At 68.1% G+C, this 21,050-nt stretch carries 24 protein-coding genes; 13 read left to right on the top strand and 11 right to left on the bottom strand.

Annotated features, from left to right (window positions below):
* The first annotated feature begins 76 nt into the window (after positions 1-76).
* The 5 genes from HL658_RS15195 (at position 77) to HL658_RS15175 (ending at position 4,517) form a co-directional block, all read left to right on the top strand.
* Positions 77-772, top strand: coding sequence for an amino acid ABC transporter permease (locus HL658_RS15195; RefSeq protein ID WP_180282599.1), 696 nt, complete (start codon positions 77-79; stop codon positions 770-772).
* 1 nt (position 773) lies between these two features.
* Complete coding sequence (locus HL658_RS15190) at positions 774-1,493, top strand: amino acid ABC transporter permease (protein WP_196242219.1); 720 nt, start codon at positions 774-776, stop codon at positions 1,491-1,493.
* A complete protein-coding gene (locus HL658_RS15185) occupies positions 1,490-2,215 on the top strand; it encodes an amino acid ABC transporter ATP-binding protein (protein WP_180282598.1) in 726 nt (241 codons plus the stop codon). Before HL658_RS15190 ends, HL658_RS15185 begins: the two co-directional genes overlap by 4 nt.
* A 71-nt stretch (positions 2,216-2,286) precedes the next feature.
* The gene (locus HL658_RS15180) at positions 2,287-3,489 is read left to right on the top strand and encodes a pyridoxal phosphate-dependent aminotransferase (protein ID WP_180282597.1); all 1,203 of its coding nucleotides are present in this window, start codon (positions 2,287-2,289) and stop codon (positions 3,487-3,489) included.
* Positions 3,490-3,596: 107 nt separating this feature from the next.
* Positions 3,597-4,517 carry an SMP-30/gluconolactonase/LRE family protein gene (locus HL658_RS15175; RefSeq protein ID WP_180282596.1) on the top strand — a complete coding sequence of 307 codons (921 nt, stop codon included), beginning with the start codon at positions 3,597-3,599 and terminating at the stop codon, positions 4,515-4,517.
* A 78-nt stretch (positions 4,518-4,595) separates the two neighbouring features.
* On the opposite strand, the gene HL658_RS36635 is transcribed toward HL658_RS15175, so the two are convergent.
* The 5 genes from HL658_RS36635 to HL658_RS15155 form a co-directional block, all read right to left on the bottom strand.
* Positions 4,596-4,739 (bottom strand): cupin domain-containing protein, encoded by a 144-nt coding sequence (locus tag HL658_RS36635; protein ID WP_211109752.1) that lies wholly within the window; start codon positions 4,737-4,739, stop codon positions 4,596-4,598.
* Positions 4,736-4,906, bottom strand: coding sequence for a cupin domain-containing protein (locus tag HL658_RS36630; RefSeq protein ID WP_211109751.1), 171 nt, complete (start codon positions 4,904-4,906; stop codon positions 4,736-4,738). The genes HL658_RS36635 and HL658_RS36630 overlap by 4 nt, the downstream gene beginning before the upstream one ends.
* Before the next feature lie 104 nt (positions 4,907-5,010).
* A complete protein-coding gene (locus tag HL658_RS15165) occupies positions 5,011-6,045 on the bottom strand; it encodes an L-idonate 5-dehydrogenase (protein ID WP_180282595.1) in 1,035 nt (344 codons plus the stop codon).
* Positions 6,046-6,086: 41 nt separating this feature from the next.
* Complete coding sequence (locus tag HL658_RS38015; protein ID WP_343055119.1) at positions 6,087-6,983, bottom strand: NAD(P)-dependent oxidoreductase; 897 nt, start codon at positions 6,981-6,983, stop codon at positions 6,087-6,089.
* 46 nt (positions 6,984-7,029) lie between these two features.
* Complete coding sequence (locus tag HL658_RS15155; protein WP_180282594.1) at positions 7,030-8,046, bottom strand: LacI family DNA-binding transcriptional regulator; 1,017 nt, start codon at positions 8,044-8,046, stop codon at positions 7,030-7,032.
* A 402-nt stretch (positions 8,047-8,448) separates the two neighbouring features.
* Here HL658_RS15155 and HL658_RS15150 point away from each other — a divergent pair, with 402 nt between their 5' ends.
* From HL658_RS15150 to yiaK, 5 genes are all read left to right on the top strand, one after another.
* Positions 8,449-8,952 carry a TRAP transporter small permease gene (locus HL658_RS15150; protein ID WP_211109749.1) on the top strand — a complete coding sequence of 168 codons (504 nt, stop codon included), beginning with the start codon at positions 8,449-8,451 and terminating at the stop codon, positions 8,950-8,952.
* A gap of 46 nt (positions 8,953-8,998) precedes the next feature.
* Positions 8,999-10,279 (top strand): TRAP transporter large permease subunit, encoded by a 1,281-nt coding sequence (locus tag HL658_RS15145; RefSeq protein ID WP_180282593.1) that lies wholly within the window; start codon positions 8,999-9,001, stop codon positions 10,277-10,279.
* Positions 10,280-10,356: 77 nt separating this feature from the next.
* Positions 10,357-11,367, top strand: a complete 1,011-nt coding sequence (locus HL658_RS15140; protein WP_211109748.1) for a TRAP transporter substrate-binding protein — start codon at positions 10,357-10,359, stop codon at positions 11,365-11,367.
* A gap of 125 nt (positions 11,368-11,492) precedes the next feature.
* Entirely contained in the window at positions 11,493-11,981 is a 489-nt protein-coding gene (locus HL658_RS15135; protein ID WP_180282592.1) for a NanQ anomerase/TabA/YiaL family protein, read from the top strand.
* A gap of 52 nt (positions 11,982-12,033) precedes the next feature.
* Entirely contained in the window at positions 12,034-13,038 is a 1,005-nt protein-coding gene (gene yiaK, locus HL658_RS15130; RefSeq protein WP_180282591.1) for a 3-dehydro-L-gulonate 2-dehydrogenase, read from the top strand.
* A gap of 58 nt (positions 13,039-13,096) precedes the next feature.
* On the opposite strand, the gene HL658_RS38010 is transcribed toward yiaK, so the two are convergent.
* Complete coding sequence (locus HL658_RS38010; RefSeq protein WP_180282590.1) at positions 13,097-13,336, bottom strand: helix-turn-helix domain-containing protein; 240 nt, start codon at positions 13,334-13,336, stop codon at positions 13,097-13,099.
* Between HL658_RS38010 and HL658_RS15120 the strand changes: the two genes are divergently transcribed.
* On the top strand, positions 13,251-14,987 hold the full coding sequence (locus tag HL658_RS15120) for a TonB-dependent receptor domain-containing protein (protein ID WP_343055117.1): 1,737 nt from the start codon (positions 13,251-13,253) through the stop codon (positions 14,985-14,987). The genes HL658_RS38010 and HL658_RS15120 overlap by 86 nt on opposite strands.
* Here the strand turns inward: HL658_RS15120 and HL658_RS15115 are convergent.
* Both HL658_RS15115 and HL658_RS15110 read right to left on the bottom strand, forming a co-directional pair.
* The gene (locus HL658_RS15115; RefSeq protein ID WP_180282588.1) at positions 14,982-15,377 is read right to left on the bottom strand and encodes a helix-turn-helix domain-containing protein; all 396 of its coding nucleotides are present in this window, start codon (positions 15,375-15,377) and stop codon (positions 14,982-14,984) included. The genes HL658_RS15120 and HL658_RS15115 overlap by 6 nt on opposite strands.
* Positions 15,377-15,673, bottom strand: a complete 297-nt coding sequence (locus tag HL658_RS15110; protein ID WP_180282587.1) for a type II toxin-antitoxin system HigB family toxin — start codon at positions 15,671-15,673, stop codon at positions 15,377-15,379. Before HL658_RS15110 ends, HL658_RS15115 begins: the two co-directional genes overlap by 1 nt.
* Positions 15,674-15,807: 134 nt before the next feature.
* Here HL658_RS15110 and HL658_RS15105 point away from each other — a divergent pair, with 134 nt between their 5' ends.
* Together HL658_RS15105 and HL658_RS15100 are read left to right on the top strand one after the other, a co-directional pair.
* Complete coding sequence (locus HL658_RS15105; protein WP_246337624.1) at positions 15,808-16,644, top strand: AMP-binding protein; 837 nt, start codon at positions 15,808-15,810, stop codon at positions 16,642-16,644.
* Positions 16,645-16,728: 84 nt separating this feature from the next.
* Positions 16,729-17,490, top strand: a complete 762-nt coding sequence (locus HL658_RS15100; RefSeq protein ID WP_180282585.1) for an SDR family NAD(P)-dependent oxidoreductase — start codon at positions 16,729-16,731, stop codon at positions 17,488-17,490.
* A 161-nt stretch (positions 17,491-17,651) separates the two neighbouring features.
* On the opposite strand, the gene HL658_RS15095 is transcribed toward HL658_RS15100, so the two are convergent.
* From HL658_RS15095 to HL658_RS15085, 3 genes are read right to left on the bottom strand one after another with little or no spacing between them, the layout of a single operon-like run.
* Positions 17,652-18,617, bottom strand: a complete 966-nt coding sequence (locus HL658_RS15095) for a D-2-hydroxyacid dehydrogenase (protein WP_180282584.1) — start codon at positions 18,615-18,617, stop codon at positions 17,652-17,654.
* Positions 18,618-18,635: 18 nt separating this feature from the next.
* Positions 18,636-20,084: an amidohydrolase gene (locus HL658_RS15090; protein WP_180282583.1), complete on the bottom strand. Its 1,449-nt coding sequence runs from the start codon at positions 20,082-20,084 to the stop codon at positions 18,636-18,638.
* A gap of 45 nt (positions 20,085-20,129) precedes the next feature.
* Entirely contained in the window at positions 20,130-21,014 is an 885-nt protein-coding gene (locus tag HL658_RS15085; protein WP_180282582.1) for a DMT family transporter, read from the bottom strand.
* Positions 21,015-21,050 lie beyond the last annotated feature (36 nt).

Genomic DNA, 21,050 nt, shown 5'->3' with positions numbered 1-21,050 from the left:
AACCGTCCGCCATCGGCCTGCCATGCCCGACGGCACGGCAGCGCCGGGACGCCACCGGACCAGCGAGCGGAGCGTCATGACCCTCGATTTCGCAGCGATCCTAACGCCGCAATACACACAGTGGATGCTGTCGGGCGCCATGACCTCGCTGGCGCTCTTCGCCTCCGCCTGGGTGCTCGCCTTCCTCACCGCGTCGCTCCTCGTCGCCATCGGGTCGGCGCCGTTCCGTCCGGCGCAATTCACGGTGGCGACATTCGTCGAGTATCACCGGAACATTCCGATGCTGGTCCAGATCTTCGTCTGGTACTTCGCCATGCCGCAGTTGCTTCCCGACGCATGGACGACGTGGATCAACGCGCACAACAGCGAATTCATCTTCGCCCTCATCGCCCTGTTCCTGAATTCCGCGGCCTACATGTCGGAGGACATGCGCAGCGGCCTGCGCTCCCTGCCGCGCGAGCAGATGGAGGCCGGGCGCGCCCTGGGGCTGAGCTACCTGCAGACCATGCGGGACGTGCTGCTGCCGCAGGCGATCCGCGCGGCCCTGCCGCCGCTGATCAACCAGTCGCTGGCCCTGTTCAAGGCGACAAGCCTGGCGATGGCGATCGGCGTCGCCGAGATGACCTACGCCTCGCGGCAGGTGGAGAACGAGACCTACCGGACCTTCGAGACCTTCGCGATCGCCTCGGCCTTCTACGTCACGCTGTCCTTCGCGATCATGGCGCTGGGCGCCTGGGTCGACCGCCGGAACCAGAAGGCGGCGGGGCACTGACATGCAGGACATCATCGCCATCCTCCGCGATTACGGGCTGCTGCTGGCCATCGGCCAGTTCCCGGAAGGGCCGATCGGCGGTCTCGCGCTGACGCTCATCCTGGCGCTGTCCGGTCTGCTGCTCTCCTTCCCGCTCTCCGTCCTCATCGGGGTCGGGCGGATCAGCCCCAACCCGGCGGTCGCCCGACTGGCCGCGGCCTTCGTCAGCGTCGTGCGCGCCTTGCCGCTGCTGATGCTGATCTTCTGGGCCTATTTCATCGTTCCGTTGATCATCGGCCAGACCGTATCGGGCCTCACGACGGTGATCGTGGCGCTCGTGGTCTATGAAACGGCCTATCTGGCGGAGGTCGTGCGCGCCGCCATCCTGGCCCTGCCGAAGGGGCAGGTCGAGGCGTCGCGCTCGCTGGGGCTGAGCTATGTCCAGACGATGAAGGACATCATCCTGCCGCAGGCCCTGTTCAACGCGATCCCCAGCATCCTCAACCAGTTCATCTCGCTCGTGAAGAACACCTCGGTCGCCTACATCATCAGCGTCGATGAGCTGACCTACGCCGCCTATCAGGTCAACGCGCAGCTGCTGACCAAGCCGGTCGAGGTCTATGTGATCCTGGCGGCGACCTATTTCATCATCTGCTTCTCGCTCAATCGTCTCGTCAAGCTCGTCGAACGGCGCATCCACACGAGCCGTCAAGCTCCCATCGCCGCGGAGGCCGCAGCATGATCGTCTTCGAGAATGTCGACAAATGGTACGGCACGTACCACGCGCTCAACAACGTCAACGAGACCATCGGCAAGGGCGAGGTCGTCGTGATCTGCGGTCCCTCGGGCTCCGGCAAGTCGACCCTGATCCGCACGGTCAACCGCCTGGAACCCATCCAGAAGGGGCGCATCACGATCGACGGCCGCGATGTCAACGGCGCGGACGTGAACGTCAACGCGTTGCGCAGCGGCATCGGTTTCGTCTTCCAGCAGTTCAACCTGTTCCCGCATCTCAGCGTCGTCCGCAACGTCATGCTGGCCCCCATGCGGGTGCACAAGGTTCCGGAGAAGACCGCGCGCGAGACCGCGATGGATCTGCTCGACAAGGTCGGCCTCGCGCACAAGGCGGATGAATTCCCGCCGCGGCTGTCCGGCGGCCAGCAGCAGCGCGTCGCCATCGCCCGCGCCCTGGCGATGAAGCCGCCGGTGATGCTGTTCGACGAACCCACCTCCGCCCTCGACCCCGAGCTGGTGGGGGAGGTCCTCAACGTCATGAAGCAATTGGCGTCCGAGGGCATGACCATGCTCTGCGTCACGCACGAGATGGGTTTCGCACGGGAAGTCGCCGACCGCGTCATCTTCATGGATGGCGGTGCCGTCCTCGAACGCGCGGCCCCGGAGGATTTCTTCCAACGGCCGCAGCATCCCCGCGCCCGGAAATTCGTCGCCGACATCCGCCACTGACATCCGCCACTGACATCCGCCACTGACGCGGCGCGCCGTCGCCGCATCCCACATCAGCCAAGGCCCTCATCATGCCGTTTCTTTCCGACGCGCTCGGACGGATCAAGCCGTCCGCGAGCATCGTTGCCAACCAGCGCGCCCGCGAGCTGGCGGCGCAGGGGCGCGACGTCATCGCGCTGAGCTCCGGCGAGCCCGATTTCGACACGCCCGATCACATCAAGCAGGCGGCAGCCGCAGCCATGGCGGCGGGCCGGACGAAATACACCCCCGTCGCCGGCATCGTCGAACTGCGCCGGGCCATCCGCGGCAAGTTCCAGCGCGAGAACGGCCTCGATTACGGGCTCGACCAGATCATCGTCGGCACCGGGGGCAAGCAGGTCATCGCCAACGCCCTGGTCGCCACGGTCAGTCCGGGCGACGAAGTGATCATTCCCGCACCCTTCTGGGTGTCCTACCCGGAGATCGTCGCGCTGTGCGGCGGCACGCCGGCAATCGCCCCGACGCGGGCGGCGGACGGCTTCCGCCTCACGGCGGAGACGCTGGAGCGGCTGATCACGCCGCGCACCAAGTGGCTCATCCTCAACTCGCCGTCGAACCCGAGCGGCGCCGCCTACGACCGCGACGCGATGAAGCGCCTGACCGATGTGTTGGAGCGGCACCCCCAGGTCTGGGTGCTGACCGACGATATCTACGAGCATCTGATCTACGGCGACCAGCCCTTCTGCACGCCGGCGCAGGTGGCGCCCGCTCTTTACGAGCGCACCCTGACGGTCAACGGCGTGTCCAAGGCCTACGCGATGACGGGGTGGCGGATCGGCTACGCCGGCGGGCCGCGCCACCTCATCCAGGCCATGGACACGATCCAGGGGCAATTCACCTCCGGCGCCTGCTCGATCGCGCAATGGGCGGCGGTGGCGGCCCTCGATGGCCCGCAGGACTATCTCGCCGAGCGGCGGCAGGTCTTCCAGGAGCGGCGGGACCTGGTCGTGGGCATGCTCAACCAGTCGAGCGGCTTGCGGTGCCCGGTGCCGGAGGGCGCCTTCTACGTGTTCCCCACCTGCGAGGCGCTGTTCGGCCTGAAGACGCCGGCGGGCCGGCCGATCACCAACGACGAGGCGTTCGCCGCCGAACTGCTCGACGTCGAAGCGGTGGCCGTGGTTCACGGGGCGGCCTACGGATCGCCGGGACATTTCCGGATTTCCTACGCCGCCTCCACCGCGCAGCTCGAAGAGGCGTGCACGCGGATCCAGCGGTTCTGCAACTCGCTGAGCTGACGCCGGGCCGCGGCGCCATCCGTCCGGATGGCGCACGTCGGGCCGCATGAGGCTAGACTGCGCCGGGTCCCCGTCGACACCCCCGATGAACCGTATGGATTCCCGACATGAGCTGGTTCGCACCGCCCCGCAGGATCGAAACCCGTGTGTTCACGCGCCTTCCCGATCGCTTCCGGAGGGCGCGGCGAACGGCCTGGGCCGACGCCAATCAAGGCGGCCAGCCGATCGACAGCTTCCTCGAAGGCCCATCCTTCGACCGTGCCGGACGTCTGTACGTCACCGACATTCCCTTCGGCCGGGTGTTCCGCATCGATCCGGACGGCGAATGGACGCTGGTGACCGAGTATGACGGCTGGCCGAACGGCCTGAAGATTCACGCGGACGGCCGGATCCTCATCACCGATTACAAGCGCGGGCTGATGCTGCTCGACCCGGACAGCGGGCGCGTGACGCCTCTGGTGGAAACGGTGGCGAGCGAGAGCTTCAAAGGCGTCAACGACCTCGTCATCGCGCGGTCGGGGACGATCTACTTCACCGACCAGGGCCAGACCGGCATGCAGGACCCGACCGGCCGTGTCTGGCGGCTGGGAACCGACGGGCGGCTGAGCTGCCTCGTCGATACGATCCCGAGCCCGAACGGCATCGTCGTGGACGCCGAGGAGACCTTCCTGCTCGTCGCCGTGACACGGGCCAATCAGGTCTGGCGCGTTCCGCTGACCGAAAGCGGCCTCGTCACCAAGGTCGGGGTGTTCGTGAACCTGCATGGCGGGCCGGGCGGGCCGGACGGCCTGGCGCTGGACCGGGACGGCAATCTGCTGATCTGCCACACCGGTTTCGGCTCGGTCTGGCGGGTGTCGCCGGTGGCCGAGCCGCTCGACCGCATCGTGTCGTGCGCCGGGTTGAGCACGACCAACCTTGCGTTCGGCGGCGACGGCAACCGCAGCCTGTTCATCACCGAAAGCCGCAGCGGCTCGATCCTGCGAGCGGAGCTCGACACGCCGGGCCTGCCGATGCACGCGCACGCCTGACGCGGGGCGGCGTTGGCGGTCGATGAACCGGAGGATCCGTCCGGGGCCGGAACCGGGAGGCATGGGAGCCGCGGGCCGTCACCCGCGCGTTTCCAGCGTCTGCGCGATCGCGGGTTCATACCGTCCGGAGACCAGGACGAAGAGCATGCGGCAGATCCGACCGGAGCGGTTGGCCCAGGCATGGTCAATGCCGCGCTGGACGACGACGGATCCCGGTGTCAACAGATCCTCCCCCCGTCCAGGACCAGCACGACCTCGCCGTCGATCACCACCCCGTAATCCACCGATTCCGTGCGGTGCATCGGTGGATGCGGGGAGTCCTCCCGCACCGTCGACGATGGCGGTGCCGTCGGGATCGACGCCTGTTGCCGCGCCCGGAACGCGCTCATTCGCCAACCGGGACGCATCCAATCGACCTGTGCCTACTCGTGGGCAATACAGGTCGGAACGTCGTGGACTTGGTCCGACGCCGGGAAGGGGGCCGGACCGGCACTCAGAACGCGATCATCACCTTGAGGTGCTTCCCGCGCTCGGTGGCCATGCGGAACGCCTCGGCGGCGTCGACCATCGGCACCACCGCGGTGATGATCGGGGAAACGTCGAAGACGCCCCGTTCCAGGCAGGAGACGGCGTCGGCGAAGACGTTGCCGAAACGGAAGGCGCCGCGCAGGTCGAGCTCCTTGGCCATGATGCGGTTGGCGGACACCGGCGACGCCCCGCCGGGCAGCGACCCCACCTGGACGATGACGCCGCCCGGCCGCACGGTGTCGATGGCGGCGTTCAGCCCGGCCGGTGCCCCCGACACCTCGAAGACCACGTCGAAGCCGCCACTGCGGCGCGCCGCCTCCTCCAGCGCGCCGGCCTCGGTACCGACGTTGATCACCTCGTCCGCGCCGAGACGGCGGGCGGTCGCCAGCGACGCATCGACCAGGTCGGTCACGGTGACCGCAGCCGCGCCGCCGCGCCGCGCGGCCAGCAGCACGAGCTGCCCGATGGGGCCGGCCCCGATCACCAGCACCCGCTGGCCCATCAGGTTGCCGGCCCGGTGCGCCGCGTGCAGCGCCACCGACAGCGGCTCGGCGAAGGCGGCCACCGTGGCGTCGATGGAGCGCACGACGTGGCACTGGCTCTCATCGACCGTCACGGTCTCGCAGAACCCGCCCTGCATGTGCGGAAACTTGCTGGCGCTGCCCATGTAGAAGACGGCCTGGCACAGGTTCGGGCGCCCTTCCCGGCAACGCGGGCAGCGGCCGCAGCTCCGGCCGGGGTGGACGGCCACGGTGTCGCCAGGGAGGAGCGTGGAGACGGACGCGCCGACCGCTGTCACCTCGCCGGCGATCTCGTGGCCGGGCACCAGCGGTTCGCGGATCACGAAGTCGCCGACGCGGCCGTCCTTGAAGTAATGGATGTCGGACCCGCAGATGCCGCCGGCGCGCACCCGCACCACCACACCGGTCTCGCCCGGCGATGGCGGGGTCCGCTGTTCCAGACGCAGATCCTTGGCTCCGTGAATGACGCAGGCTTTCATGATCGTATCCTGTGGATGGTCCGTGCGGTGAGGGCGACGGGTCAGGGAGTGCCGGTGCGGCCGAAATCGAACAGCTTCATGTAGGCGATGTTGTCCTCCGGCCCGATGCCGGCGCGCACGATCATGCGGTGCAGTTCGGTGACCAGCCCGGTCAGCGGCATCGGCGTGCGCAGCGCGAAGGCGTAGCGCTGCACCGCCTCGAGATCCTTCAGCATGTTGTCGATGCGGCCGGTGGGGGTGGGATCCCGGGTCGCCATCTTCGGCATGAACTCCTGCAGGATGCGGGAGTCGGCCCGGCCGCCGGCCAGGGCCGCCGGGATCTTCGCCGCGTCGATGCCGCCGTCGGCGGCGAGGCGGGTCGCCTCGGCCACCGCGATGAAGGTGCAGGCGCACAGCACCTGGTTGATCAGCTTGGTCGTCTGCCCCGCCCCGCTCGGCCCCATGTGGGTCATGGTGGCGGCCAGCTCGGCCAGCACCGGCCAAGCGCGGGCGACCGCCGCGTCCTCGCCGCCGATCATCAGCGTCAGCCGTCCGGCGAGCGCGGCCGGCGCACCGCCGGACAAGGGGGCGTCGACCCAGCCCATGCCGGTCTCCGCGTGCAGCCGGGCGGCCATCGCCGCGGTCGCCTGCGGGTCGATGCTGCTCATGTCGATCAGCAGCTTGCCGGGACCGGCGGCGCGACGGACGCCGTCGGCGCCGAACGCCACCGCCTCCACCAGCGCCGCGGTGTTGAGGCTGGTGATCACCACATCGGAGACCTCCGCCACCGCCGCGGGGCTGTCCAGCGCCGTCGCCCCGCGGGCGACCAGCGGGGCCAGCTTCGCCGGGTCCGGATCGCGCAGGGCGACGCGGTGCCCGCGGTCCAGAAGCCGGGTGGCGATCGCCGAACCCATGACCCCGACGCCGATCACGCCGATGTTGTATCGCGGTGTTTCCACGTGTGTCGCTCCATTCGAACGCGGCCGTCCGGGGCCGCAAGCCTCGTCAAACCGTCCTGCGGGATGGGCGCGTGCTGCCGCGCGACAGGATCTCGAAGCCCAGGTCGTGCACCGGGGCCGGCGGCCGGTCGGCGCCGAGCGCGTCGAGGATCACCTCCGCAGTCCGCAGCCCGATGGCGCGCGCGTCCACCCGCACCGTGGTCAGCGGCGGGACCGTCTGGCGGCCGATCTCGAAGTCGCCGAATCCCATCAGCGACAGATCCTCCGGCACCGCGACGGAGCGGCGCTGGCATTCCATCAGCGCGCCGACCGCCAGCAGGTCCGACACGGCGAACACCGCGTCCAGGTCGGGCGCCCGTTCGAGCAGGCGGCCCATCGCCTCGCCGCCTTCCGTGAAGGACAACGGCACGCGCGGGTGGCGCTGGATCAGATCGTCGGGCAGGCCGCATTCCCGCAGGCCGCCGGCGAAGCCGGCCAGCCGTTCCTCGCCACGGACGTCGCGCGCCTCGCCGTCGGCGGCCGGCCCGAGGGCGCCGATGCGGCGATGACCGAGCCCGGCCAGATGGCGGGCCGCGGCGCGCCCGACCTCGACGTTCGAGAAGCCGACGACATGGTCCACCGGCCTGTCCTGCACGTCCCAGATCTCCACCACCGGCACGCCGGCCTCGATCAGCATGGCGGTCGTCTCCCGTGCGTGGGCCATCCCGGTGAGCACGATCGCCTCCGGCCGGCGGGTCAGCACCGATTGGACGACGCGTTCCTCCTCGTCCTGGCGGTAGAGCGTGACGCCGATCAGGAGCTGGTAGCCGGCCTTCCGCAGCCCTTCGGTCAGGGCCTGCGCGGTGTCCGCGAAGTTCGAATTCATCAGGGTCGGGAGGATCAGGGCGACAAAGCCGCTGCGGCGGGACGACAGGCTGCCCGCCATGCGGTCGGGCACGTAGCGCAGTTGCGCGACGGCGTCCAGCACGCGGGTGCGCGTCTCCTCCGCGACAAGGTCGGGGTCCGCCAGCACCCGCGACACCGTCATCGTCGACACGCCGGCCAGCCGGGACACATCCCGCATCGTGGGTTTCGTTCGACGCCTGGTCATAACACCCGGTCCATTCCGATGCCGTTGTGAGCGGAGCGCCCCCGAACATTCGGGGTTCACGATGATCCGCCGCAGCAGCATTTTTGTGTTGTGCTGTTATCGATAACATGGCATTGTCCGGCCACACAACGAAAATAAAATATTGCACGTGCGAAAAGCGGACGGCGCAGTATTCGGGGGGAATCGGGTATGATTGCTGTCAACGCCGGAAGTATCCGACGGCTCTTTCTTCAACGACAGTCATGTTATCGATAACACAATTCCGCAGCGGTGTGGCTGGAGGCAGCGCTGTCGATGGTGGGCGGATTGCCGGCCCCATCTCTTGGGCCGGGCAGCAATTCCGTCTCCGGCGAACCGCGCGCAAGGAGGGTGGCCGTGTTCGAACGCCTCATGACCAAGGGCCTGGAATGGATGCTGATCGCCATGCTCAGCCTGATGGTGCTGCTCGTCTTCGGGAACGTGGTGCTGCGTTATGGATTCAATTCGGGCATCACCTTCTCCGAGGAGGTGTCCCGCTTCCTGTTCGTGTGGGTGACGTTCCTGGGGTCGGTCCTCCTGCTGCGCGACGGCGGGCATCTGGGTGTGCACATCCTCACCGGCCGCCTGTCCCCGCGGGGCCGTCGCGCGTGCCGGTTCACCAGCGACCTGCTGGTCTTCCTGTGCTGCGCGCTGCTGACCAAGGGTGCCTGGCACCAGACCATGCTGAGCGTCGACAACCACGCTCCCGCGTCCGGGTTGTCCCTGGCCGTCGTCTATTCGGCGACCCTGTTCTGCGGTGTCGGGATGGGCGTGATCCTCCTGAACTCGATGTACCGCCTGGCCACCGGCCGGATGACCGACGACGAGCTCAACCCCGGGGACGTCGAGGACGCCCTGTGAGGCGCTTGCGAACGACGACGAAGAACAAGGCTCCTGGAGGGATCCCGTGACCATCGCCGTATTCGTATTCTCCCTCTGCGGAGCCATGGCGATCGGCATGCCCGTCGCCTTCGCCTTGCTGGTCTGCGGGGTGGCCCTGATGGTCCATCTCGACATGTTCGACACGCAGATCATCGCGCAGAACCTGGTGCTTGGCGCCGACAACTTCCCGCTGATGGCCATCCCCTTCTTCATGCTGGCCGGCGAGATCATGAACAAGGGCGGGATCTCCCGCCAGATCGTGCTGGTGGCGGAGGCGCTGGTCGGTCATATCCGCGGCGGGCTCGGTTATGTCGCGATCGCGGCGGCTCTGGTGATCGCCAGCATTTCGGGCTCGGCAGCCGCGGATTCCGCCGCCCTGGCCGCGGTCGTGATCCCGATGATGCGCAGCGCGGGCTACAATGTGCCGCGTTCGGCCGGTCTGATCGCGTCGGCCAGCGCCATCGCCCCCATCCTGCCGCCCGCCATGCCGCTGGTCCTGTTCGGCGTGGCCGCCCAGCTGTCGATCACCAAGCTGTTCTTCACCGGCATCTTCCCCGGCCTGCTGATGGCCCTGTCGCTGGTGATCGCCTGGAAACTGACGGCCCGCAAGGATTTCGCCGACGCACCGCCGCGGCGCTTCGAGTGGCGCGTCCTGGTGTCCGCCGTCTGCGGGGCGGTGTGGGCGCTGATCCTGCCCTTCGTCATCATCGGCGGCATGAAGGCGGGGGTGTTCACCCCGACGGAAGCGGCCGTCGTGGCGGCCGTCTACTCGCTCCTCGTGAGCTGCGTCATTTACCGGCAGCTCAGCCTCGCCGATCTGCCCGGCATCATCCTGGCGGCGGCGAAGACCGCCAGCTCGATCATGCTGATCGTCGCCGCGTCCATGGTGTCGGCCTGGCTGATCACCATCGCCGAGATTCCGGCGCAGGTGACGGCGCTGATGCAGCCCTTCATGCACGACAAGACGCTGCTGATGTTCGTGCTGATGGTGCTGGTCTTCGCCGTCGGCACCGCGCTCGATCTGGCGCCGACGGTGCTGATCCTGACGCCGGTGCTGATGCCGCTGGTGAAGGAGGCCGGCATCGATCCCTATTACTTCGGCATCATGTTCATGATGAACAACGCCATCGGCCTGATCACCCCGCCGGTGGGAACGGTGCTGAACATCGTGTCCAGCGTCGCGCGGGTGAAGCTCGACCACGTGATCACGGGGATGCTGCCCTTCCTGCTGGCGGAGACCCTGGTGATGTTCCTTCTCGTCCTTTTCCCGGAGCTGGTGACGGTTCCGGCCCAGTGGCTGCGCTGACGGCGCCGCCGTCGGACACGCCTCTACCAGCGCAACGAACCCGCGGGCGGTCGCCCGGAGAAACAAGGAGGAATGCCATGAAGATGTTGAAACGGTTCCTGCCGCTGGCGCTGTCCACGGTGACTCTGGCCGCGGTGACGCTGGCCGCCGCGGTGGTGCCGGCCGAGGCGGCGACCCGCCTGCGCTTCGGCTACGAGGCGCCGCGCTCCGACAGCCAACATGTGGCGTCCGAGCGGTTCAAGGAGCTGCTTGCCGCCAAGACCGGCAACGAGCTGCAGCTCCAGCTGTTCCCGGAAGGCACGCTGGGCAACGCGCAGGCCCTGATCAACGGCACCCGCGGCGGCACCATCGACCTGGAGCTGTCGGGCTCGTCCAATTTCTCGGGCCTGGAGCCGCTGCTGAACGTGCTCGACACGCCCTTCACCTTCAAGGACGAGGCGCACGCCTACCGCTTCCTCGACGGCGAGGGCGGGCAGAAGCTGCTGGACGCGCTGGAGAAGCACAACCTCAAAGGCCTGGCCTATTGGGACAACGGCTTCCGGATGATCACCAACACCAAGCGCCCGGTGCGCACGCCGGACGACGTGAAGGGCCTGAAGATCCGGACCACCGCCAGCGCCGTCCACATCGAGGCGTTCAAGCTGCTGGGCGCCAACCCCGCGCCGATGCCGCTCGCCGAGCTCTACACGGCGCTGGAGACCGGCGCCATGGACGCGCAGGAGCACCCGCTGGGTGTGCTGTGGTCGGTCAAGCTCTACGAGGTCCAGAAGCATCTGACCCTCAGCCGCCACGCCTACAGCCCGCTGATCCTGGTGATGAACAAGCCGAAGTTCGACAGCCTGCCTCCGGCCCAGCAGAAGGCCATGATCGAGGCCGCGCGCGAGGCCGGCGCCTACCAGCGCCAGCTCAACGCGCAGAACGTGGCGATGATCGTGGAGGGGGTGAAGAAGGCCGGGATGCAGGTGGTGGAGACCATCGATCCCCAGCCCTTCGCCCGGATCACCGCGCCGGCGCGCCAGTTCATCATCAACAAGTTCGGCGGCGAGGACATCTTCAAGCAGATCGACACGGTGCGCGACGTACCGTGACCGCAGGCACCGGGCCGGCCGCCCAGAGCGCGCCGGCCCGGTCCCCCACAGTCAGGCACTCCACGTCGGGTCCCCAGTCAGGCCCCCCAGTCAGGCCCCCAAGCCCCCGAGGATGAGACGACATCATGCTGTTCGGCAACGTTCACACCCTGCAAGACATGGCCGGATGGCTTCCCGAGCCGATCCGGATCGCGGTGGAGCATCTGCGCGACACCGATTTCCTGGCGATGCCGGTCGGAAACTACGAGCTGCGCGGCCAGGACATCGTCGTGCAGGTGTTCGACGTGACCACCCGCGTCATCGAACAGACCCGCCCCGAGGTGCACCGCAAGCACATCGACGTGCAGTTCCTCTGCCGCGGCCACGAGCGCATCGGGGTGGCCGTGGACACCGGGAACAACAAGGTCGCCGAGGATCTTCTGGAGCAGCGCGACCTGCTCTTCTACGAGGCCATGGAGGATGAATCGACGCTGACCATGCGGCCCGGCAATTTCGCGGTGTTCTTCCCGACCGACGTCCACCGCCCGGCCTGCGTGGACGGCGAGCCCGAGCGCGTGCGCAAGGTCGTCATCAAGATCCGCACCGCCCTTCTGGCCGCGCACCCCCCATCCTGATCCGGCGCCGAACCGCCGGACACCCGTCACCAGAACACCAGGATTCCCGACGATGCCACGCATCCCATTCTCCGACATGAAGGCGGAGTTCAAGCGAGTCCTACTGAAGAAGGGCACCCCGGAGGAGAGTGCCGAGCTGTCGGCCCGGCTGATCGCGGAGACGAGCTGCGACGGCATCTACTCCCACGGCGTGAACCGCTTCCCGCGGGTGGTGGAGTACATCGACAGGGGCTACATCGACGTCAGCGCCCGACCGACGCTGGTGGAAAGCCTGGGCGCCTTCGAGCGCTGGGACGGCAATCTGGGGCTCGGCAACGTCTGCGCGACCCTGATGATGGACCGCGCCATCGGGTTGGCGCGGGCATCCGGGATCGGCTGCGTGGCCCTCGCGAACACCAACCACTGGCTGCGCGGCGGCACCTATGGCTGGCAGGCGGCCAACGCCGGGTGCGTCGGGCTGTGCTGGACCAACACCCAGCCCAACATGCCGGCCTGGGGTGCCAAGGACCGCCGCATCGGCAACAACCCCCTGATCCTCGCGGTTCCGCGGGCCGGGGGTGCGGTGGTGGTCGATATGGCCATGGCGCAGTTCTCCTACGGCCAGCTCGAGGCCACGCGGAACCGGGGCGAGGCGCTGCCGGTCGCCGGCGGCTACGACGGCGATGGCAACCTCACCACCGATCCGGGCGCGATCCTGCAGAGCTGGCGGGTGCTGCCGATCGGCTTCTGGAAGGGATCGTCGCTGTCCCTGGTGCTCGACCTCGTCGCCACGGTGCTGTCGGGGGGGCGGTCGACCTACCGGGTCGGGCAGCTCGGCAGCGACGAGTACCAGCTGAGCCAGGTGTTCATCGCCATCGACGCGACGCGGATCGCCGGGGACGCCTTCCTCGCCTCCGCGGTCGATGAGGTGCTGGCCGACGTCAAGGCGTCCGAACGCGTCGATCCGGACGTGGCCATCCGCTATCCGGCCGAGCGGGAGCTGCGCGTCCGCCAGGACAATCTGGAACACGGGATTCCCGTGGACGACGCCGTCTGGGCACGCATCACCGCCCTGTGACGCCACCTCCGGAACGCCGCCGGCGGGCCGGCGGTCGCCTCTTCGTCGGGCGATACCCTCACTCGCCACCGGTCAGCCAGGCGCGCGGGGGTTGTCCATGCCGCAGCCGAAACCGCTTCGCGAAGTGGCTCGGGTTGGCGTAACCGGCGGCCAGCGCCGCCTCCGTCACGCTCTGGCCGTCACGCAGCAGGCGGGCGGCGCAATCGACCCGGGTGGACGCTTTCGCCTCGGCTCCGCTGGTGCCGGGCGCGCTGTACGGCGATGTCGCGCTGCGCTGGTCGCGGGAACTGGGAAGCATCGACAATCTGAGCACCGGCGAGAAGGACGCCGACGAGGCGACCTCCCGGCTCGGCAGGCTGCGCCTGCGCTACGCTCCGGCCGGCGGGCCGCTCGACATCATGCTGACGGTCCAGCGCGAGACTCTCGACGCCGACGACGAGCTGTACGTCAATGATGCGATGATCCGCGACCGCGACTTCGTCAACGGTGCCTTCGGCAGTCAGATGCACTACGAGCGCGACGTCAACTCATACGCGCTGACCGTCGCGTACGACCTTGACGGGATCACCCTGAACAGCGTCACCGCATGGCAGGACCGGGACATGCCCCGCCTGCTGGTCACGCCGCCGGCTTACCGGTCCTTCGGGGCCGATCCCGGCTACCTGTTCGAGGAGGAGCAGCGCGGCGTGTCCCAGGAACTGCGCCTCAGCTTCGGCGAGGGCCGGCGGCTGGGCGGCGTCGGCGGCCTGTTCGTCCAGGACATCGACTTCACCCGCCGGGAACCCGCTCTGGCGTTCATCGACCGGTCGGAATCGGAGAACCATGTCGACACCCGCTCCCACGCGGTGTTCGGCGAGGCGACCTACGCCGTGACCGAGGCGCTGGACCTGACGGCCGGCGCCCGCTTCGCGCACGAGGAGGTGACGGCCGACGACGCCGGCACGTTCTCGTACCGGGCGAGCGCCGACTTCTCGGGCGTCTCGCCCAAGCTGGCGCTGGGCGACCGGATCGATCCCGACAACCGCGTGTACGCGCTGATCAGCCGGGGCTTCAAGCCCGGCGGCTTCAACCGCACGGTCTCCAGCACGAACGACAGCGTGCCCTATGATTCCGAAACTTCGACCAACGACGAGATCGGCTGGCGCGGCTCCATGTTCGATGGTGTCGCGGAGCTGACCGCCGCCGCCTACCTGATCAAGACCCGCGACAAGCAGTTCTATGTGGGGCTGCCGGGCTTCCAGGTGCTGCGCAACATCGGCGATGCCGAGAGCCGCGGCGTCGAGTTGAATGCCGACCTGCACCCCGCCGCCGGGCTGACCGTGTCGTTCGGTACGGCCATGTCATCGGCCTGTCCGGTCCCGGTTACGAGGTCGCCGACCGCATGGGCATCCTGGCGGAGCCGAAGGCGCGCGGGCGCGAGGTCGATGAGAACGTCTTCCTCGACCGCGAGGGCCGCGAGGTGCTCCGCCTGCGTTACCGCGAGTTCCTCACCACGCTCGACTGGATCGGTATGGTCCGCGCCGAGCTGGTCAACGTGCTGCACGACCGGGCGCGGGCGGTCGCGGCCATCCGCTTCGACACGACCATGGCGGATTTCGAGCCGCGCGCCGACGGCGTCCATTCGGCGACGCGCCGGTGCCTGTTCGGCGACGATCCGGATCCCTACCGGCCGCTCGGCTACCGCGTCGCCGATCTTCACGTGTGGTTGGTGGTGCCGGGCCGCCATGCCGTCGTTCTATCGGTGGTCAGCCACCACCCCCAGACGCCCGATCGCTACAAGGCGCGGCTGCCCGGCAGGCTCGGGCTGGTTCACCCTGTCGTCGAGGTGTGGCGCTGCCCGGTCGACGCAGCGTGCTGGCCCCGACACCGTGGTGCCGGCGGCCAAGGTGCCGGCACGCCCAAGGCGCAAGGCCCAAGGGGGGCGTGGGTCGTGCCGCGGCGGGTCATGAAACCTCCGTCCGATGGCGGCGGCGCAACGGATAAGGACGGATCAGGATCTCCGCCGGAACGCCCCATTCGCGATGCAGGCGCCACGCCTGCTCCAGAGAAAGATGGCGACGGCGGTTCAGCACCTCGGACGCGCGCGCCTTGGATCCGAGAAGCTCGGCCAAATCCTTCTGGCGCTTGCCGATCTGCGTCATCCGTTCGCGCAGCGCCTCGGGTGCTTCCGGTGCCTCTATGGCCCAATGCTTGTCCTCATAGTCGCCAATGACCAAGGCCAGAAGATCGAAGCGGTCCGCCTCCAGGCTTCCAGGCTCCGGCTCGTTCTCGAAGTAACGCTCGATCTCGGCAAGCGCCTGATCGTAATCCGCTTCCGTTCGCAAAAGCCGAATGTCCATCACACTGTCTCCGGATCGGTCTTGTCGTACTCTTTGTGCGTTCCCACGAACTTTACCAGCACCCGTTTGTAGCGATACGCGATGTGGACGATCAGGCGGTACTTGTTTCCGCCAATGTCGAAGATCACCCGATTGTCCCCGACAAAGTCCACCGTCGCGCCAAACTCCCTCTTCACGTCCGTCGGCTCTTGCCATTCCGCATGTGCGACCTGGCTGTACCAGGTCTCCAAAGGCGCTTTCGCCTGTGGGTGCCGCCGCCAGAACAGCTTCAGTGTCCGTCGTGCGATGATCTGCATGAGCCGAACCGTAGCAGGTTCCGAATACGGGAACAAGCGAAGGTTCCCGCATTCGGAACAATCCCGCTGCGCTTACGGTGAATCGACGACGCCCGCCGCCTGCTCAGCGTGCGGTGTCGAGGGCCTCTCGCGTGATGATGATGGGCAGATGGCCGTCGGGCAGGAAGTTGGACCCGTCCTCGCGGTTCACGGTGTATTGCGGCGTTTCCGTCCCCCGCCGCATTTCGGCGGTGCACGCCTTCGGGTCCCTGCTGGAAGCGTCGGACCGGGAGCCGGTCGTCGATGTCGCCTTTTCCGATCCGCTTGCCATCTCCTTCACCTCCGGCGCAACGGGACCGTCCAAGGGCGTGCTCGGCACCAACGCGCAGGTGGTCACCTTCGGTGCGGACTGGATCAGGGCCACCGACTTCCGGGAAGGGGATTCCCTCTACACGCCGCTGTCCCTCTTCCACGCCATCGCGTCCTGGCTGGGCGTTGCACCCACGATCATCCGCGGGAGGTGGATCGCCATCGCCGAGCGCTTTTCCGCCTCACGCGATTGGGACGAGGTGCGTCGCTGCAACGTGTCGCTGGCGCACGGGATCTTTTCCATGATCCCGATCCCGATGAAGCAGCCGCCGCGTCCCGGCGACGCCGATCAGCCCGCCCGCACCTTCTACATCGGGCAACGCGATCCCGAGTTTGAACGGCTATTCAACGGCCGCGTGGAGGCGGATGGGCAGGGCGAACAGCATGACCGCGGTCCGACCGGGCGTGCGGCCATGGCGGTGCCCCTTGCCGTCCGCGGCGGCGAATGCGACGCCAAGCCCGCTTGGCCCCGTCGATGGTTCGGGTGGACGCTCATGAATGTTCCGTTCCGGAGGCCCGATCGCGTGCGCTTCAGCCATCATCCCGCTCGCCCGCATGCCGGACCTTCCTGCCTTCGACCCTGGATTCTGTCGCTGAAGCTGAAAACCCTTTCCGGAACATGAACGATTGGGCGCGTCCGTGGTTTCCCCAATTTTCCGGGACCGGCACGGCCGGACCCGTCGTATTGGCAACCGAGGAGAAAGGTCATGTCCACGATCAGCGCAACGGTGAACGAGGTCGACGGCAAGGTGGCGCTCGTGACGGGGGCCGCGAGTGGCATCGGCAAGGCGACCGCCCTTCTGCTGCACGCCCGCGGCGCCAAGGTCGTGGCCGAGGACATCGACCCTGCGGTCGAAAGCCTCGTCCGACCGGACCTTGTCCCCGTCGTCGCCGACATCACCAAGGACGGGAGTGCCGAGGCGGCGGTGGCACTGGCCGTCGACCGGTTCGGCAGGCTCGACATCCTGGTGAACAACGCCGGCCGCATCATCTACAAGCCCCTGCTGGAAACCAGCCGCGAGGAGTGGGAGGCCATCCTGGCGACCAACGCCACCGGCGCCTTCCTGCATTCGCGCGAAGCCATGAAGGCGATGATGCCCCACAAGTCCGGAGCCATCGTCAACATCGCCTCCTACGCCGCCTACTTCGCCTTCCCCGGCATCGGCGCCTACACCGCGTCCAAGGGTGCGCTGGCCCAACTCACCCGCACCCAGGCGCTGGAGGCGATTCCGCACGGGATCCGCGTCAACGCCATCGGTGTGGGCGATGTGGTCACCAACATCCTGAACGACGTGGTCGAGGACGGGCCGGGCTATCTGGCCGAGCACGGCAAGGGCGCGCCCATCGGCCGCGCCGCCCGGCCGGAGGAAATCGCGGAGATCGTTGCCTTCCTGGCGTCCGACCGCGCGAGCTTCATCGTCGGCGCGGTGGTGATGGCCGATGGCGGGATGACGGTCACCGCCGGCTGACCCGAAGGAGCTTTGCGGAAAAATGGGTGGACCGGGATCGTGCCCTGCGGGGCACGATCCGTGGAAGTCCGGTTGGCCGCGTGAACAGGGTTCACATCGTCGAGCCGGGATGGCGAGGGCCGGCACACCTCACCGGACGGTCGGCACCCGCTGGCACCTCGTCAATAGGCGCCGCGCACCAGATTGCTCGGTTTGCCGGCGACGAAGTTCTCGATGTTGTCGATCAGCTGATCCGCCAGCGTCTGCTGCGCCTCGTCCGATGCCCAGGCGACATGCGGCGTGACGATCACGTCCGGCCGCCCGGCGATCCGCATCAGCGGGCTCGATGAATCCGGCGGTTCGACCTCCGCGACGTCGAAACCGACCCCGCCGATCAACCCGTCCTCCAGCGCAGCGACCAGATCCTCTTCGACGACCAGGCCGCCGCGTGCGGTGTTGATCAGCAAGGGCCGGCGGCTCATGCGGCGAAACTCCGGCAGTCCGATCATGCCGCGCGTCCCGGGGGTCAGCGGACAATGCAGGGTGATGACGTCGCTGGTTTCCAGCATGTCCTCCCAGGGGGTGTAGAGGGGGCCGAGACCGGTTGCACCCTTATGGGCGGCGAACAGCGGAACCATGCCGAAGGCGGCGGCGATCGCCGCCACCCGCTGGCCCAGCACCCCTTCCCCGATGATTCCGATCCGGGCACCGCGAAGGTCGCGGATCGGGTGGTTGAAGAAGCAGAACTGCCCGGCCTGCTGCCAGGCGCCCGCCAGCACGTCCTGACGGAAACCGACGATGCTCCTGCGAAGCGCCAGGATCAGCGCAAAGGTATGTTCCGGAACCGTGTTGACGGCATAGCCGCGGATGTTCGCAACGGCGACGCCGCGCACCTGGCAGGCCTGCTTGTCCACGCAATCGGTGCCCGTCGCCGCCACCGCGATCAGCTTCAGGTCCGGTAGGCGCGCCAGCGTCTCCGCCGTGATCGGCACCTTGTTGGTGACTGCGATGGACGCGCCGGAAAGACGCTCCGCGACCTCGTCGGGCTGGGTCTGTGCGTGCTCCACCAACCGATGGTCGAAGGAGGGGCGCCGCAGACGGATCCGCGGCGCCAGGGTGGCGCGGTCGAGAAAGACGATCCTGTGCATCGATCTGCCCTTCCGCCCTCAGGCCGCCGTCGCCTGGAGCGGCGGCTGGACATCCGCCGGTACCGGGCACTCGTACGGACGGCCGCCGGTGAGGGTGCGGAATTCCTCCTTCGCCTTGGCGATCAGGTCGGGATCGGCAAGCGCGTCCAGCGCGGTCAGCGCCAGGATCGCCGCCGCGTTTGTCATGCCCTTGTGCGCGCCGGGCAGCTTGCCCTGCGCGACCAGCTGCCAGGAATGGAACGGCGTGCCCATCGCGCAGGTCGCTCCCCAGAACTGCGCGGTCGGCACCACCCAGCTGACGTCCCCGACGTCGGTCGAGCCGAAATTGCGGGTGCGGGTGCCGTCGAACGGTGCCACGCCGTCGTGCAGGCTGCGCTCGGGCGCTGCGCCGGATCCGAACCCCTTGGTCCGGACATGCCGGAGATCCTCCGCCGAGAGGGTTTCCATGAAGGCTTGCGCGGTCCTGAAATCGTCCTCGTCGAACCGAACACCCCCGACGTCCCGCATGCGGCGATACAGGGCGTCGCCGACGGTACGGTTGAGCAGCACGTTGGACATGCCGGACTCGACCCGCACCTCCACCGTCGTCTCCGTCATCAGGGCGGCGCCTTCCGCGATCTTCTTCACACGCTCGAACAGCTGCCAGAGCTGCTTCAGGTCGGGAGCGCGAACGACGTAGGCGATCTCCGCGTTCGCCTGGACGACGTTGGCGGCGCGGCCGCCGGCATCACGGTAGGCGTAATGGACGCGGGCCTCCGGGATCATGTGCTCGCGCATGTAATTGACGCCGACATTCATCAGCTCGACCGCATCGAGCGCGCTGCGGCCGAGGTGCGGCGACAGGCCGGCGTGGGCCGCCCGTCCGGTGAAGCGCACCGAAGCCTGGAGAAAGGCCAGAGTGTCGGCGAAATTCATCCCGGTGTAGGGCGCGGGATGCCAGGTCAGGGCGAGGTCGACATCGTCGAAGGCACCGCCGCGCGCCATGAAGGCCTTGCCGCCACCTCCCTCCTCCGCCGGGCAGCCATAATACCGCACCCGGCCGGGCAGGCCTTCGCGGGCCATGGCCGCCGCAAGGGCGGCCGCTCCGAGCGCCGCCCCGGAGCCCAGCAGGTTGTGCCCGCAGCCGTGCCCCGGCGCCTCGGCGACTTCCGCCTGCGGTGCGGTGGCACCGGCCACCTGGCTGAGGCCGGCCAGGGCGTCGAACTCCCCGAGCAACGCGACCACCGGTCCGCCGGACCCGGCTTCGGCCATGAAGGCCGTCGGCACCCCACCGACATTGCGGGTGATCCGGAAGCCCTCGGCCGCCAGGGCTTCGATCTGCGCTTCCATCGACCTGAACTCGCAATACCCGAGCTCGGCAAATCCCCAGATGCGGTCGGAGAGGTCATGAAAGACCGGGGCCTTCGATTCCACGGCCTCCAGGATGGCGGTGCGCAGAGAGGTCGTGTTGGACAGGCTGCGGCTCATGGTGAGGGTCCTTTCAAAATGATCGAAGGGAAGCCGGGAAATCCGTCAGTCATCGCCGATGGCCTGCGCCGCGACCGCGCTGCCGCGCCGCCGTTCGCGCAGCAGGACCACGATGCCGCTGGCGATGATCACGGCCGAGCCGACCCAGGTCCAAAGATCGGGCACCTGTCCGAAGGCCAGCCAGCTCAGGGCGGCGGCGCCGAAGATCTGCAGGTAGATGAAGGGGGCGACGAATGGCGCGGGCGCCACCTCGAAGGCGCGGACCAGACAATAGTGACCGAACCCGCCGAGCGTGCCGAGCGCCAGAAACATCATGGCGTCGCGAAGATCGGCCGGCGGTACCCAGACGAAGGGAGCCGGGATGCTGCTGAGGAGGAAGCCCAGCAGCACCATGTAGGTGCTCGAAGTGGCGGAGGGATCCTGCCCGGAGAGCTTGCGCGACAGGATCTGCGTCAGCGCCGAGGTGACGGCACTGAGGAAGATCAGAGCGGCCGACCAGTGCAGCGGGCTGTAGCCGGGCCGCACCACGATCAGCGCCCCGATGAAGCCGACGACCACCGCGCAAAGCCGCACCGGCCCGACCCTTTCGCGCAGCAGAAGCGGCGCCAGCGCCGTCACCATCAGCGGTGCCGTGAAGCCGATCGCCGTGGCGGTCGCCAGCGGGGTGTGCTCCAACGCAAGGAACATGAGGAGGGAGGACGCGCAGAACAACACCGACCGCGCCGCCTGCAGGTCCGGCCGCCGCGTGCGGAACAGCGACCACCGGTAGCGCGGAACGAACACCGCCAGCATGAACAGGAAGTGACCGGCATAACGCAGCCATTGCAGTTCGGCGACCGGATAGCGCCCCCCCAGGTGCTTCACGGTTGCGTTCAGCAACGGGATCGCGACCGCGGTGGCGATCATCAGCAGCACCGCCTGACCGGCCATGGTCCGGCGTGGCGAAGCCGGGGTGCGGCTCCCGAC

Source organism: Azospirillum oleiclasticum (genome assembly GCF_013423485.1).
GTDB lineage: Bacteria > Pseudomonadota > Alphaproteobacteria > Azospirillales > Azospirillaceae > Azospirillum > Azospirillum oleiclasticum.
This window is presented reverse-complemented; position numbering and strand designations above follow the sequence as displayed.

Excerpts from the sequence above, each read along its gene's own strand:
- HL658_RS15195 (WP_180282599.1), top strand. The coding sequence starts at position 77 with ATGACCCTCGATTTCGCAGCGATCCTAACGCCGCAATACACACAGTGG.
- HL658_RS15190 (WP_196242219.1), top strand. The coding sequence starts at position 774 with ATGCAGGACATCATCGCCATCCTCCGCGATTACGGGCTGCTGCTGGCC.
- HL658_RS15185 (WP_180282598.1), top strand. The coding sequence starts at position 1,490 with ATGATCGTCTTCGAGAATGTCGACAAATGGTACGGCACGTACCACGCG.
- HL658_RS15180 (WP_180282597.1), top strand. The coding sequence starts at position 2,287 with ATGCCGTTTCTTTCCGACGCGCTCGGACGGATCAAGCCGTCCGCGAGC.
- HL658_RS15175 (WP_180282596.1), top strand. The coding sequence starts at position 3,597 with ATGAGCTGGTTCGCACCGCCCCGCAGGATCGAAACCCGTGTGTTCACG.
- HL658_RS36630 (WP_211109751.1), bottom strand. The coding sequence starts at position 4,906 with ATGAGCGCGTTCCGGGCGCGGCAACAGGCGTCGATCCCGACGGCACCG.
- HL658_RS15165 (WP_180282595.1), bottom strand. The coding sequence starts at position 6,045 with ATGAAAGCCTGCGTCATTCACGGAGCCAAGGATCTGCGTCTGGAACAG.
- HL658_RS15155 (WP_180282594.1), bottom strand. The coding sequence starts at position 8,046 with ATGCGGGATGTGTCCCGGCTGGCCGGCGTGTCGACGATGACGGTGTCG.
- HL658_RS15140 (WP_211109748.1), top strand. The coding sequence starts at position 10,357 with ATGAAGATGTTGAAACGGTTCCTGCCGCTGGCGCTGTCCACGGTGACT.
- HL658_RS15135 (WP_180282592.1), top strand. The coding sequence starts at position 11,493 with ATGCTGTTCGGCAACGTTCACACCCTGCAAGACATGGCCGGATGGCTT.
- yiaK (WP_180282591.1), top strand. The coding sequence starts at position 12,034 with ATGCCACGCATCCCATTCTCCGACATGAAGGCGGAGTTCAAGCGAGTC.
- HL658_RS38010 (WP_180282590.1), bottom strand. The coding sequence starts at position 13,336 with ATGCTTCCCAGTTCCCGCGACCAGCGCAGCGCGACATCGCCGTACAGC.
- HL658_RS15115 (WP_180282588.1), bottom strand. The coding sequence starts at position 15,377 with ATGGACATTCGGCTTTTGCGAACGGAAGCGGATTACGATCAGGCGCTT.
- HL658_RS15110 (WP_180282587.1), bottom strand. The coding sequence starts at position 15,673 with ATGCAGATCATCGCACGACGGACACTGAAGCTGTTCTGGCGGCGGCAC.
- HL658_RS15105 (WP_246337624.1), top strand. The coding sequence starts at position 15,808 with ATGATGATGGGCAGATGGCCGTCGGGCAGGAAGTTGGACCCGTCCTCG.
- HL658_RS15100 (WP_180282585.1), top strand. The coding sequence starts at position 16,729 with ATGTCCACGATCAGCGCAACGGTGAACGAGGTCGACGGCAAGGTGGCG.
- HL658_RS15095 (WP_180282584.1), bottom strand. The coding sequence starts at position 18,617 with ATGCACAGGATCGTCTTTCTCGACCGCGCCACCCTGGCGCCGCGGATC.
- HL658_RS15090 (WP_180282583.1), bottom strand. The coding sequence starts at position 20,084 with ATGAGCCGCAGCCTGTCCAACACGACCTCTCTGCGCACCGCCATCCTG.
- HL658_RS15085 (WP_180282582.1), bottom strand. The coding sequence starts at position 21,014 with ATGGCCGGTCAGGCGGTGCTGCTGATGATCGCCACCGCGGTCGCGATC.